Source organism: Amycolatopsis alba DSM 44262, assembly GCF_000384215.1.
GTDB classification, from domain to species: Bacteria; Actinomycetota; Actinomycetes; order Mycobacteriales; family Pseudonocardiaceae; genus Amycolatopsis; species Amycolatopsis alba.
The window spans coordinates 5,508,197-5,521,397 of the sequence record NZ_KB913032.1; the positions used below are offsets into that span (position 1 = coordinate 5,508,197).

At 68.3% G+C, this 13,201-nt stretch carries 10 protein-coding genes and 1 tRNA gene; 9 read left to right on the plus strand and 2 right to left on the minus strand.

The genetic code is table 11. The annotated features are described in order from the left end of the window. Nucleotides 1-258 precede the first annotated feature (258 nt). Nucleotides 259-331 (minus strand) — tRNA-Ala (locus tag AMYAL_RS0126145). A 269-nt stretch (nucleotides 332-600) separates the two neighbouring features. Between AMYAL_RS0126145 and AMYAL_RS0126150 the strand changes: the two genes are divergently transcribed. Both AMYAL_RS0126150 and AMYAL_RS0126155 read left to right on the plus strand, forming a co-directional pair. Further along, nucleotides 601-2,754 (plus strand): RICIN domain-containing protein, encoded by a 2,154-nt coding sequence (locus AMYAL_RS0126150; protein ID WP_026467454.1) that lies wholly within the window; start codon nucleotides 601-603, stop codon nucleotides 2,752-2,754. Between the two features lie 155 nt (nucleotides 2,755-2,909). Next, a complete protein-coding gene (locus tag AMYAL_RS0126155) occupies nucleotides 2,910-3,464 on the plus strand; it encodes an HdeD family acid-resistance protein (protein ID WP_020634225.1) in 555 nt (184 codons plus the stop codon). Here the strand turns inward: AMYAL_RS0126155 and AMYAL_RS0126160 are convergent. After that, a complete protein-coding gene (locus tag AMYAL_RS0126160) occupies nucleotides 3,451-4,167 on the minus strand; it encodes a hypothetical protein (RefSeq protein WP_020634226.1) in 717 nt (238 codons plus the stop codon). The genes AMYAL_RS0126155 and AMYAL_RS0126160 overlap by 14 nt on opposite strands. A 32-nt stretch (nucleotides 4,168-4,199) precedes the next feature. Here AMYAL_RS0126160 and AMYAL_RS0126165 point away from each other — a divergent pair, with 32 nt between their 5' ends. From AMYAL_RS0126165 to AMYAL_RS0126195, 7 genes are all read left to right on the plus strand, one after another. Further along, a complete protein-coding gene (locus tag AMYAL_RS0126165; RefSeq protein WP_020634227.1) occupies nucleotides 4,200-5,855 on the plus strand; it encodes an NAD(P)/FAD-dependent oxidoreductase in 1,656 nt (551 codons plus the stop codon). After that, complete coding sequence (locus tag AMYAL_RS0126170) at nucleotides 5,852-7,273, plus strand: ATP-binding protein (RefSeq protein WP_020634228.1); 1,422 nt, start codon at nucleotides 5,852-5,854, stop codon at nucleotides 7,271-7,273. Before AMYAL_RS0126165 ends, AMYAL_RS0126170 begins: the two co-directional genes overlap by 4 nt. A gap of 243 nt (nucleotides 7,274-7,516) precedes the next feature. Then, nucleotides 7,517-8,605, plus strand: coding sequence for a hypothetical protein (locus AMYAL_RS0126175; RefSeq protein ID WP_020634229.1), 1,089 nt, complete (start codon nucleotides 7,517-7,519; stop codon nucleotides 8,603-8,605). Continuing rightward, complete coding sequence (locus tag AMYAL_RS0126180; protein WP_020634230.1) at nucleotides 8,605-9,759, plus strand: toxic anion resistance protein; 1,155 nt, start codon at nucleotides 8,605-8,607, stop codon at nucleotides 9,757-9,759. The genes AMYAL_RS0126175 and AMYAL_RS0126180 overlap by 1 nt, the downstream gene beginning before the upstream one ends. Further along, nucleotides 9,756-11,381, plus strand: a complete 1,626-nt coding sequence (locus AMYAL_RS0126185; protein WP_020634231.1) for a VWA domain-containing protein — start codon at nucleotides 9,756-9,758, stop codon at nucleotides 11,379-11,381. Before AMYAL_RS0126180 ends, AMYAL_RS0126185 begins: the two co-directional genes overlap by 4 nt. Beyond that, nucleotides 11,378-11,959, plus strand: a complete 582-nt coding sequence (locus tag AMYAL_RS0126190) for a hypothetical protein (RefSeq protein ID WP_020634232.1) — start codon at nucleotides 11,378-11,380, stop codon at nucleotides 11,957-11,959. The genes AMYAL_RS0126185 and AMYAL_RS0126190 overlap by 4 nt, the downstream gene beginning before the upstream one ends. 133 nt (nucleotides 11,960-12,092) lie before the next feature. Beyond that, nucleotides 12,093-13,190, plus strand: coding sequence for a peptidase inhibitor family I36 protein (locus AMYAL_RS0126195; RefSeq protein ID WP_026467455.1), 1,098 nt, complete (start codon nucleotides 12,093-12,095; stop codon nucleotides 13,188-13,190). Nucleotides 13,191-13,201: the final 11 nt, after the last annotated feature.

The following is a 13,201-nucleotide window of genomic DNA, read 5'->3' on the forward strand; positions in this document are numbered from 1 at the left end:
CCCTCCAAGCACGCGAGTTCTCAGTCTGGACACGTGAGTTCCGCGCCCAAGCACGCGAGTTCCGCCATCGGCGAGTACCTGAGACGTTCCCCCGCCTCGCTTCACCGCGAGCCCTCGACCTGGCGCCTGCTGCTGATCATCGAGCAGGCAGAGCGGCAAGATCGATCCGCAGTGGATCTTCAGGTGATCCGCCGCCCAACGAGAAAACCCTCCCTGACCTGCGGAAGTTTCCGCTTGATCGGGAGGGTTTTCGTACTGTGGAGCTAAGGGGACTCGAACCCCTGACCCCCTCACTGCCAGTGAGGTGCGCTACCAGCTGCGCCATAGCCCCGGAGCGAAGTTGTACTCCGCATCTCGTGTGTCCATACATTACACCGCCCGCGACGGCCGTTCGCGCGGGGGTCACTCTATGCGGTCCCGGTTGCCGGAACTGACGCTGACCTGCATCTTTGAGACTTATTTTTAGACGTGTATTGACTCCGGGTGTGACCGCCGTTACGTTTTCGACGATCGTGACGCCGAGGTCCCCGCCCGCTACGCCGCGTCTCCACTGGGCTCCGCCTCAGCTCGCCCTGCCCGAATGACGCGGAGGAGGTCCTGATGAGGGCCAGAGCAGTCCTGATAGCCCTGTTGTCCCTGGTCGGAGCGCTGATCGTGGTGGCCCCGGCGGCACAGGCGGCCATCGTTCCCGATACCTGGTACACGGTGACGGCCACCAGCGGGAAGTGTGTGGACGCGCGTGCCGCGGGGTCGGCCAACGGGACGGTCGTCCAGCAGTACGCCTGCAATCAGACCTTTTCCCAGCAGTGGCAGTTCCAGCCGACCTCGGGCGGCTACTACCGGGTCAACACGCGCAACAACCCGGCGCAGGTGTGGGACGTCGCCGAGGTGTCGACGGCCGACGGCGGGCTCGTCCACCTGTGGGCCTACGGCGGCGGGAACAACCAGCAGTGGCAGCCGGTCGAGGAAAACGGTGGGGCGTATCACTTCGTGAGCCGCAACAGCGGTAGGTGCCTGGACGTCCCCGGCCTCTCGACCCAGGACAGCACACAGCTCCAGCAGTATTCCTGCAACGGGTCCGGCGCCCAGTCCTTCCGGCTCACGCCGGTCACCGGCACCGCGAACCCGGACCTGGGGCCGAACGTGCTCGTCTTCGACCCCGGCATGGCGCAATCGGCGATCCAGTCCCAGGTCAACAGCGTCTTCTCGCAGCAGGAAACCAGCCAGTTCGGCTCGAACCGGAAGGCGCTGCTGTTCAAACCGGGCTCGTACAACGTCGACGTCAACGTCGGGTTCTACACGCAGGTGCTCGGGCTCGGACTCTCGCCGGACAACGTGACGATCAACGGCGCGGTGCACGCGGAAGCCGACTGGTTCCAGGGCAACGCGACGCAGAACTTCTGGCGTGGCGCGGAAAACCTGTCCGTGAACCCCAACGGCGGGACTGACCGCTGGGCGGTTTCGCAGGCCGCGCCGTACCGCCGGATGCACGTCCGCGGCAACCTGCAGCTCGACGACGGCGGCTGGTCCAGCGGCGGCTGGATGTCCGACGTCAAGGTCGACGGCCAGGTCCGGTCCGGCTCGCAGCAGCAGTGGATCTCGCGCAACTCGCAGTTCGGCAGCTGGAGCGGCTCGAATTGGAACATGGTGTTCGCCGGCGTCAACGGCGCCCCTTCCACGAGCTTCCCGAATCCGCCGTACACCACGGTGAACACGACGCCGGTCGTGCGGGAGAAGCCGTTCCTCTACGTCGACAACGCGGGCGCGTACCAGGTCTTCGTGCCCTCCACGCGCACCAACGCCTCGGGTATCACGTGGGGTGCCAACCAGCCGGGTTCGTCGCTGCCGATCAGCCGGTTCTTCATCGCGAAGCCCGGCACGACGGCGTCGCAGATCAATACGGCCCTCGCCGAAGGCAAGGACCTCCTGATCACCCCTGGCGTCTACCACCTCAACGAGACACTCCGCGTCACCCGGCCGGACACCGTCGTGCTCGGCCTCGGGCTGGCGACGCTGATCCCGGACAACGGCATCACCGCGATGACGGTGGCCGACGTCGACGGCGTCAAAGTCGCCGGCGTGCTGATCGACGCGGGCGCCACGAACTCGAACACGCTGATGGAGGTCGGTCCCGCGAACTCCGCGCAGGATCATGCGGCCAACCCGACTTCGCTGCACGACGTGTTCTTCCGCGTCGGCGGCGCGGGCGTCGGCAAGGCCACGAACAGCCTGGTGGTCAACAGTGACGACGTCATCGGCGACCATCTGTGGATCTGGCGCGCCGACCACGGCAGCGGCGTCGGGTGGACCACCAACACCGCCGGCACCGGCCTGATCGTCAACGGCGACGACGTCACGATGTACGGCCTGTTCGTCGAGCATTACCAGAAGTACCAGACACTGTGGAACGGCAACCGCGGCCGGACGTACTTCTACCAGAACGAAATGCCTTACGACCCACCGAATCAGGCCGCCTGGATGAACGGATCGACGCGGGGTTACGCGGCCTACAAGGTGGCGAACTCGGTGACGAACCACGAGGCCTACGGGCTCGGGAGTTACTGCTACTTCAACGTGAATCCGAGTGTGGTCGCGGATCGCGCGATCGAGGCGCCGAACAACCCGAACGTCCGGTTCCGCAGCATGGTCGCGGTCTCCCTCGGCGGGAACGGGACCATCAGCCGGGTCGTCAACGACCGCGGCGGGCCTGCCAACTCGGGCTCGACCGTGGCGAACCTGGTCGCCTATCCCTGATGACCCCGGTGCGCGCCGTGATGGCGGTCGCGGCGCGCACCGGCCTTTTTCACCCGGCGCGAAGAGACCCCCGCCCGAACGGGTGGTGTGCCGCGCGATCTTCCTCCGGCGCTTCGATACTGGGTTCCCCGTCCGCGTAGAGAGGGAGCCGGAGAATGCCTCTCGTCGGTCTCACCGTCGTCGAACCCCGCCTTGCCTGGCCACTGGCCGCCGTCCGCGGCGTTTTCGCCATCCTGTTCGGCGTACTCGCGCTCATCTGGCCCGGCGCCACTGTCCTGGTCCTCGCGATCATTTACGGCATTTACGCGATCATCGACGGCATCGGTGGCCTGATGCAGGCCTTCCGGCCGGGTGACGCCGCCCATCGCGCCGCCTATGGGGTCCTCGGCGTTCTCGGCATCGCCGCCGGTGTCCTGGTCCTGCTCTGGCCGGGGATCACCGTGCTGGTGCTGGCCTTCCTGGTCGGTTTCTGGGCGATCTTCACCGGCATCGTCGAGATCGTCGCCGCGATCCGGCTGCGCAAGCAGATCGAGGGCGAGGCCTTCCTCATCGCGGCGGGTGCGCTCTCGCTGATCGCGGGCATCGTGATCGTGATCAACCCGATCGCCGGCGCCTACGGGATCGCGCTGCTGGTCGGGATCTACGCCCTGCTGTACGGCATCATGCTGCTCGTCCTGGCCTTCCGCCTGCGCAAACTCACGCAAGCCTGAAAGCCTGTCGCAAGTGGACCCGCGCCCCGGCGCGGCGAAGGTTCGACAGGCTCGGCGAGCCCTCCACCGCGGTCGCGACGGCGAAACGGTGCCCTTCGCGGGCGGCCGCGGCGAGGCCATGCGCCAGCAGCCGTGCTTGCGCGCCCTTGCCGCGCTGGGCCCGAGGGGTGGCCGAGCCGCCGAGGAGGACGCCGGGCCCGTGCGAACTCAGGGCCGCCGCGGAGATCGGCATGCCGTCCTCGATGAGCAGCGATCGCCGGATCCGGGGATCGCGGTGTTCGGCGGTGATGAACGCCGTCACGGCGCCGCCGCTTTCGTACCCGTCGAGCAGGATGCGGAGGAACACGTCGATGTCTGGCGAGTCATCGACGTCCGCGTCCGAGGCCGCGAGTTCGGTGAGCGGGAGGACCGCGATCGGGCGGACGCCGTCGGGCACGAGACCGGGCGGGTTCAAGCCCGGTGGCAGTACTAGCGTCGGCGGGTCGCCGTCCCAGCACGACGCCCCGGCGAGCCGGACGGCCGACGGCAGGTTCTCCGCGGTGACGCCGGAGATCGTGCGCAGGAACCTCAGCTCCGGAGCCGTGGCCAGCACGGCGAGCAGACCGTCTTCGCGCCACGCGGAGAAAGTGCCCGGCAGACCCGCGGCCGCTTCACACGCGACGACGGCACGGGCATGAATCACTTCTTCGGCTTCGGTCAGCACGACCCGAACGTAATAGGGATTAGGCTGAACCGGTGAGCCAGCCGATCCTGTTGACCGTCGACGACGATCCCGCCGTGTCCCGTTCGGTCGCCCGCGACCTGCGCAAACGGTATGGGAAGGACTATCGGATCATCCGGGCCGATTCCGGGGCCGACGCCCTCGAAGCCCTGCGCGAGATCAAGCTGCGCGGCGACGCCGTGGCCGCGATCCTCGCCGACTACCGGATGCCGCAGATGGACGGCATCGTCTTCCTCGAGAAGGCGATGGACCTGTTCCCGAACGCGCGCCGCGCGCTGCTGACCGCGTACGCCGACACCGACGCCGCGATCCAGGCGATCAACGTCGTCGACGTCGACCACTACCTCCTCAAGCCGTGGGACCCGCCGGAAGAGAAGCTCTACCCGGTCATCGACGCGCTGGTGGAGACCTGGCGCGCGGTGGGGGAGCGGCCGGTCGACGAGATCAAGCTCATCGGCCACCGGTACTCCTCGCCGTCGTTCCACCTGCGGGACTTCCTGGCCCGCAACGCCGTGCCGTACCGCTGGTACTCCGTCGACGACGACGAGGGCCGCCGGATCCTCGACGCGGCGGACGCGGCGGCTCAGGACATCCCGGTGCTGGTCACGCCGGACGGCACGGTGCTGCGCCAGCCGTCCGGACCCGAACTCGCCGACGCCGTCGGCCTGTCCACCCGGCCCGCGCAGGAGTTCTACGACCTGATCGTCATCGGCGGCGGGCCCGCCGGGCTCGGGGCGGCCGTGTACGGCGCGTCGGAGGGGCTGCGGACGGTGATCGTCGAGCGCAAGGCCACCGGCGGGCAGGCGGGCACCAGCTCCCGCATCGAGAACTACCTCGGTTTCCCGGACGGGGTTTCCGGCGCGCAGCTCACCGACCGCGCGCGGCGGCAGGCGCTGAAGTTCGGCGCCGAGGTGCTCACCGCCCGCGACGTCGTGGGACTGGAGGCGCGCGGTTCGGCGCGGGTCGTGCTGTTCGGCGACGGCACCGAGATCTCCGCCCATTCCGTGGTGCTGGCGAGCGGCGTCAACTATCGCGCACTGGAGGCTCCCGGCGTCGCCGAACTCGCGGGCCGCGGCGTGTACTACGGCTCGGCCGCCACCGAGGCACCCGAGTGCAAGGGTGAGCACGTCTACATCGTCGGCGGCGCGAATTCGGCAGGCCAGGCGGCGGTGTTCTTCTCCAAGCACGCCGCCGACGTCACGATCCTCGTCCGCGGCCAGTCGCTCGAAGCGTCGATGTCGCACTACCTGATCGAGCAGATCGCCGCGATCGGGAACATCCACGTCCGCACCCGCACCACGGTGGTCGAGGCGCACGGCGACGATCACCTCGAACAGCTCACCCTGTGCGAGAACGGCGGCGCGACCGAGACCGTGCCGACCGGGCACCTGTTCATCTTCATCGGCGCGGCGCCCCGCACCGACTGGCTCGGCACGGAAATCCAGCGCGACGACCACGGCTTCGTGCGGACCGGCCCGGATCTGCTCACCGATGGCGGCCCGCCGCCGGGCTGGACGCTGGACCGCGACCCGCACTACCTGGAGTCGTCCATTCCCGGCGTGTTCGTGGCGGGCGACGTCCGGGCCGCGTCGGTGAAACGCGTCGCCTCGGCCGTCGGCGAAGGCGCCATGGCGGTCACCCTGGTTCACCGGTACTTGGAGGAACAATGAGCGTCCTGCCCAGGGAGGAACTACGCGGGCTCTTCCTCTTCGAGCACCTCAGCGAAGAACAGCTGGACTGGATCGACGAGCACGCCGTCCTCGAGCAGTACACCGGCGGCACCACGGTCATGCGCGAGGGTGAACCGGCCACCTGCTTCTATCTCCTGCTGTCCGGGGCGCTGCGGATGACGCGGCTCGTCGGCGGCACCGAGGTCGAGACGATCCGGTCCGACCAGCGCGGCGCGTACTGCGGTGCGACGCAGTTCTTCGTGCACCAGGAGACCGAACACACCTACGGCGCTTCGGTGCACGCTGTCAGCGACCTCACCTTCCTGACCCTGCCCGCGGCCGAGTTCGCCACCGAGTTCCGCCGTTGGTTCCCGATGGCGACGCATCTGCTGGAGGGCATGTACCTCGGCTGGCGCAACAGCGACACCGTGATCGGCTCGCGGCGGCGGCTCCTCGCGCTCGGCGAGCTCTCCGCCGGGCTGACCCACGAACTCAACAACCCGGCCGCCGCTGCCGTCCGCGCGACGGCGTCACTGCGGGAGCGGGTCGCCGGGATGCGGCACAAGCTCGCGATGCTGGCCAAGAAGAACGTCGACCCGACGCTGCTGGAGCAGCTGCTGGAGATCCAGGAACAGCTGGTCAAGCAGGTCGCCTCGGCGCCGAAGCTGACCGCGATGCAGCAGGCCGACCGCGAGGACGAGATCGGCGACTGGTTCGACGATCACGGCATCGACCAGGGCTGGGACCTCGCCGACATCTACGTCCGCGCCGGGCTGACCGTGCCCGATCTGGACCGGCTGCTCGACTCGGTCGGGGAGACCTTCCTCGACGGCGCCGTCCGTTGGCTGGCGTACGCGCTGGAGACCGAGATGCTGATGGGCGAGATCGAGGATTCGACGACCCGGATCTCGGTACTGGTCGGCAAGGCCAAGCAGTACTCCCAGATGGACCGCGCGCCGCACCAGTGGATCGACGTCCACGAAGGACTCGACTCCACCCTCGTCATGCTGGCAGGCAAGATCGCGCCGGGCATCCGCGTCGTGAAGGAGTACGACCACGCGCTGCCGAGGATCCCGGCGTACGCGGGTGAGCTGAACCAGGTGTGGACGAACGTCATCGACAACGCGCTCGGCGCCATGGGCACCGAGGGCACGCTGACCCTGAGGACGTCCCGAGTGGACGATCACGTGCACGTCGAGATCGGCGACACCGGGCCGGGTATCCCGGCGGACGTGCGGCAGCGGATCTTCGAGCCGTTCTTCACCACGAAGCCGGTGGGGCAAGGGACCGGGCTCGGCCTGGACATCTCGTGGCGCATCGTCGTCGAGCGGCATCAGGGCGATCTCCGGGTCGACTCGGCGCCGGGCGATACGCGGTTCACGGTGTGCCTGCCGGTCTCGGAGCAGTCCGTGATCTGACGGGGGAGCCGGGTGGTCGTGAGTGGCGGAGTCCCGGAAGCGTTGCGAAAGCCTTCTGCCTACCGAGGTGCAACCTACTGAACCACCGCACCATCCGCGCCCAATTTCCCTTCCAGCCCAACGTTTCGCCAGAAACTGACGACTTCTTACGTTCATCGATCGTTCACTTCGAAATGGTCCGCCCGCGCGTCAAAAGAGTCGAACGGGCTGAAGGATCAAGCCGGTGAACGAGGGGGTGGGCCGGTGAAACGCCGTCTGTCGATCGGCCTGGCAGTGGTACTGCTGCTGGCGGTGGTCGCGGTGATCGTCTGGGGCCGGGGCGGTGACGAGAACACCGCGCAAGGTCAGGATCTGACCACGGTGCGCGGGGTCATCGGTTCGGAGAAGCTGGCGTTCTTCTCCGACAAGCGGGTGGCGGACGCGTTCGCCAAACACGGTCTCAAGGTCGAAGTGGACACCGCGGGCTCGCGGCAGATCGCGAGCATGGACCTCGGCGCGTACGAGTTCGCGTTCCCGTCCTCGTCGCCCGCCGCGCAGCGGATCCAGCGCGACCACAAGGTGACCGGCGTGCACACGCCGTTCCAGTCACCGATGGCGATCGCGACCTTCGAGCCGATCGTGAACCTGTTGAGCGCCAACGGGATCGTGCGCAAGGGCGCCGGGGACTACCAGGTGCTCGACGTCGCGAAGTACCTCGAATTGGCGCGCAACGGCACGCGCTGGGACCAGCTGCCCGGCAACACCGCCTTCCCGGCTCGCAAGAACGTGCTGGTCACGACCACGGACCCGCGTGAATCGAACTCGGCGGCGATGTACCTGTCGATCGTTTCCTTCGTCGCCAACGGGAACAACGTGGTCAACACGCCCGAGGCCGAGGCGAAGGTGCTGCCAGGGGTGTCGAAGCTGTTCATCGACCAGGGGTACACGCAGAACAGCACCGAAGGCCCGTTCGAGGACTATCTCGCCGCGGGCATGGGCAAGACGCCGATGGCGCTGATCTACGAGTCGCAGTTCGTCGACAGGCTCGTCCGCGCGGACGGCTCGATCCGGCCGGACATGCGCCTGCTCTACACGGCGCCGACGGTGTACTCCAAGCACACGCTGGTCCCGCTGAAACCGAACGGCGACCAGGTCGGCAGGCTGCTCGCGACCGACCCGGAACTGGGGAAACTCGCCGCCACCTTCGGGTTCCGTACCGGTGACCCTCGGCTGTTCGCCGACGTCGTCGCCGCGGCCAAGGCGCCGGTGCCCGCCGATCTGGTGGACGCGGTCGAGCCGCCGTCGTACGAGACGCTGGAGCGTCTGCTCGACGCGGTCAAGAAGCAGTACTGATGGACGATTTCACGCTCACTCCACCCGAACCGGTGGAGGCGATCCCGGCCGAGCGGGCGGCAGGCCTGGTCACGCTCAGCCCGGAGGTCCACGCCGAAGTCGCGCGGCGCGCGGCGAAGTTCGCCGAGCGGCTCGAAGCGCTCGACGTCCGATCGCCGGAGTTCACCCGTGTCCTGGACGAACTGCTCGCGGTCGGTGAGTCCGACATGCGCGCGGCGGCGACCGTCGCGGGTGCGCTGCTCGACCGTTCGACCAGGGCGCTGGCGGAAATCGGCTCACCGCAACAGCAGGCGACCGTGAGTCTGGCCGGGCTCCGGCGGACCGTGGCGGAGATCGACCCGGCGAAGCTGCCGATCACCGGCCGCAAGCTGATGGGACTGATCCCGGTCGCGGGCAGCGCGAAGAAGGCGCTGGACCGCTACCGCGCGGCCAATGAGCCGGTGAACGCGCTGGTCCTTGACCTGCGCGCACGGCAGGACGTCCTGCGCCGGGACAACGCGGCGCTCAAGGGCGAACGGGAACGGTTGTGGGGGACGCTCGGGAAGCTGTCGGAAGCGGCCGCGTTCGCTGAAGCCGTCGACACGGCCGTCGAGCGGCAGGCGGGGATCTTCGACTTCACCGATCCCGCGCGGGCCAAGTCCTTGCGGGCCGACGCGCTGCATCCGATCCGGCAGCGCCACCAGGACCTGCTGACCCAGCTCGCGGTGAGCGCGCAGGGCTATCTGGCGCTGGATCTGGTGCGGCGCAACAACGACGAGCTGATCCGCGGGATCGAGCGGGCGGTGTCGACCACGGTCGCGGCGCTGCGGGTCGCGCTGCTGGTGAGCGGCGCGCTCGCCGGTCAGCGCGACGTCCTCGACGAGGTCCGGGCGGTGCAGGCCACCACCGACGGCCTGATCAGGGCGAACGCGGAGATCCTGGAGTTGCGCGGCGCCGAGATCCAGCGCGCGGGCAGCGATCCGGCGGTCGCGGTGGCGACGATCCGCGAGTCGTTCGAGCGGATCTATCGCAGCATCGACGCGATCGACGAATACAAGGCGGGGGCCGTCTCGACGATGGCGGCGACCGTGGAGGCGCTGTCCGGGGAGATCCGGCGGGCCGAAGACCATCTGCGCCGGTCCCACGAGACGGCGACGGCCGAGGGGGCATCGTGAAACGCTGGACGGTGGTCGCGCTGGCGGCGATCTGCGCACTGTCACTGGTTTCCTGCGATTCGAGCGAGGGCGAGACGCGGGGCCTGGGGGAGGCCGAGCCGGGCACGTTGCGGGTGCTCGCGGGCAGTGAGCTGGCCGATCTGCAACCGCTGCTGGAGCAGGAGGCGGCGGCGACCGGGGTCAAGGTCAAGTTCCAGTTCACCGGGACGCTGGAGGGCACCGAGTCGCTGGCGAACGGAAAGGCGGACGGCCAGTACGACGCCGTCTGGTTCTCGTCGAACCGGTACCCGGCAGCCGTCCCCGAGGCGGCGAAACGGCTGGGCGAGCAGGTGAAGATCATGAGCTCGCCGGTGGTGCTCGGCCTGTCCGCGTCGGCGGCGCAACGGCTCGGCTGGACCGGGCGGCCGGTGGGCTGGGGCGAGATCGCCGAGCAGGCCGGGAAGAAGGCGTTCACCTACGGCATGACCGACCCTTCGGCGTCGAACTCCGGTTTCTCTGCGCTGGTCGGAGTGGCGTCGGCGCTCGCGGGTGCGGGCAACGCGATCGACGCGCAGCAGATCGCCTCCGTCACCCCGAAACTGACTGAGTTCTTCAGCGCGCAGGCGATGTCGGCTGGCTCGTCCGGCTGGCTTTCCGAGGCCTACCAGCGGCGGGCGAGCGGTCAGGATCCCGGCAAGAAGGTCGACGGGCTGATCAACTACGAGTCCGTCCTGCTGTCGATGAACGCGAGCGGGAAACTTCCCGAACCGCTGACGCTGGTGTACCCCTCCGACGGCGTCGTCACCGCCGACTATCCGCTGACGTTGTTGCAGGGCGCGAATTCAGACGCGCGCGACGCGCACCGCAAGCTGGCCGAGCGGCTGCGCACACCGGACACGCAGCGCAAGATCATGGAGACCACGCAACGCCGCCCGGTCGTTCCTGGCGTCCAATTAGGACAGCAGTTCGCGCAGAAAGATCTCGTGGAGCTGCCGTTTCCCGCGACGCAGCAGGCGGTCGACGCGTTGCTGGGCGCCTACTTCGACAAGATCCGGCGTCCGTCGCGCACGCTGTACGTGCTCGACACCTCCGGTTCCATGGCGGGTGACCGGATCGAGGCGCTGCGCACCGCGCTGATCGGGCTGACCGGCGCCGACGGTTCCCTGACCGGCCGGTACCGCCGGTTCCGCAGCCGTGAGGAGGTCACGATGCTGCCGTTCGCCACCCTGCCCGGCCGCCCGGAGACCTTCGCGGTGCCGGAAGGCGATCCGCAGCCCGCCCTGGACAAGATCAAGCACTTCGCCGAGGGGCTCGGCGCGAACGGCGGCACGGCGATCTACGACAGTCTCCAACGCGCGTACGACATCATGGGGCCGCCCGTCACGCGCGATCCGGACCGGTTCACTTCGATCGTCTTGATGACCGACGGGGAGAACGCGAGCGGATCCACGTTCGAGGACTTCCAGCGGAAGTTCCCGTCGCTGCCGGAGGCGATGCGGCAGATCCCGGTGTTCACCGTGATCTTCGGCGAGGGCGATTCCGCCGAACTCGGCGAAGTCGCGAAACGCACCGGCGGCAACGTGTTCGACGCGCGAGGCGACGTGCTGCCCAAGGTGTTCCAGGAAATCCGCGGCTACCAATGATCCGGTACTTCGGCTCCACGAAGAACCTCGCCGGCTGCGTCGGCGGGCTGATCGGGCTCGCGCTGTACCTGGCCGGCGTCGTCGGCGGACTGTGGCCGGTGGTGGTCGCCGGGCTGTACGCGGTGTTCGCCCTGCTCGCGCCGCCGGAACGGGTCCGGCTGACGTCGGTGGACACCGGGCATCTGCGCGCGGACCTCGTCTCGTTGGTGGAGAAGGTGACCGTGCGGGCGCAGCGGATGCCGGAGTCCTCTGTGGACAGTGTCCGGCGGATCGCGGGGATCCTCGACGACATCTTGTCCCGGCCGGAGCGGTGGGCGGCCGATCCCGACGTCCAGCACGCCGTCACCCGGTTGGCGCGCACCGACCTGCCGCTTTCCGTGGAGACCTATCTCAACCTGCCGTGGTGGTTCGCCGCCAAACGGCGGGCAGGCGGTGAGCCGAGCGCGTCCGAGGAACTCCTCGCGCAGTTGGAGCTGCTGGAGACCGAAGCGCACCGCATCGCGGAACGGTTCTACGCCGGCGACGTCCATCAGCAGGCCGACCACTCGCGCTATCTGCGCGAGCGAGGCGAGGCCTGAGGCGGTCCCGATCAGCGGTAAAGCGAGAAAAGTCTGCCGGTCGTTCTGCATGGGCAAGCCGGATTCCCCGCGCTGAACTGGATGGCGCCGATCCAGCCTTGGTCGGTATCCGTCTCTCCCAGGGAGTTCAGACGTGCGCAAACACAGACTCGGGGCGGCCGTGCTGGCCGCGGTCATGGTGTGCCTCGCCGGTGGTGTCCCGGCGAACGCCGAGCAGCGCGGCGACCATTGCGTCGCCGACACGGCGACCGAGGTGATCCGGTGCTTCGACAGTGTCGGCGAGTCTCTCGCCGCGGCGTCGGCGGGCAAGGTCGGCGCCTCCGCGACGGTGATCAGCGTGCTGTACGAACACGCGAACTTCGGCGGCGCGAGCGTCGCCATCACCGGGTCGCCGTGCGTCGAAGGGACCAACCAGACCATCGGGTTCCTCGGTGACTGGAACGACAAGATCTCCTCGTTCCAGACCTTCCAGAACTGCTACATCACGATGTACGAGCACGCCGAGTACCAGGGCGAAAGCCAGGAGTGGTACGCCAACGACAGCGCCAACTACGGGTCGAACATGAACGACCGCGGCAGCTCGGTGGTGTACTCGCGCGGGCCGTCCCGCGCCGAACTGCTCAAGGATTGCGGCCGCGCCACCAAGAACTGCAACGCCCACGTCGACCAGCGTGGACAGGACTTCTACGGCAGCTGGGGCCGCGTCGACACGGTCTACAACTGCAGCGCGAACAAGATCACCCAGGTGATCGGCAAACGCGACACCCGCAGCGGGAAGAACACGGTGTCGAACGAGATCAGCGTGAGCGCGGGCTTCGAGTTCCTCGTCGACTGGTCGGTCGCCTACAAACGCACGTGGGGCCAGGAATGGGGCTGGGAGACCAGCGAAAGCGTCGAAACCCGGATCGAGGTGAACCCCGGCTACTGGGCGGGCCTGGACCGCTCACCGGTGATGCGGGTGGCCGACGGCTGGTACGACATGTGGTTCGACAAGCGCAAATGGGGTCACAACCAGTGGTACGTCTGGAACTTCAGCGGTGAAGGCCCCGCTCCCGGTGTCGTCGGCCAGACCAGGACGGTCGGCAAGAAGATGACGTCGGACGAGAAGAAGAAGGTGTGCGGGAAGTCGGCCGGGCTCGTGCGATCTTCCGCCGGGGCACAGGCGGAAGGCGCCGCGGCGACGCCTGCCGCGCCTCCGGTGCGCGTCGCGGAGGGACGTCTGCACAGCTAGCTGATAGCCGG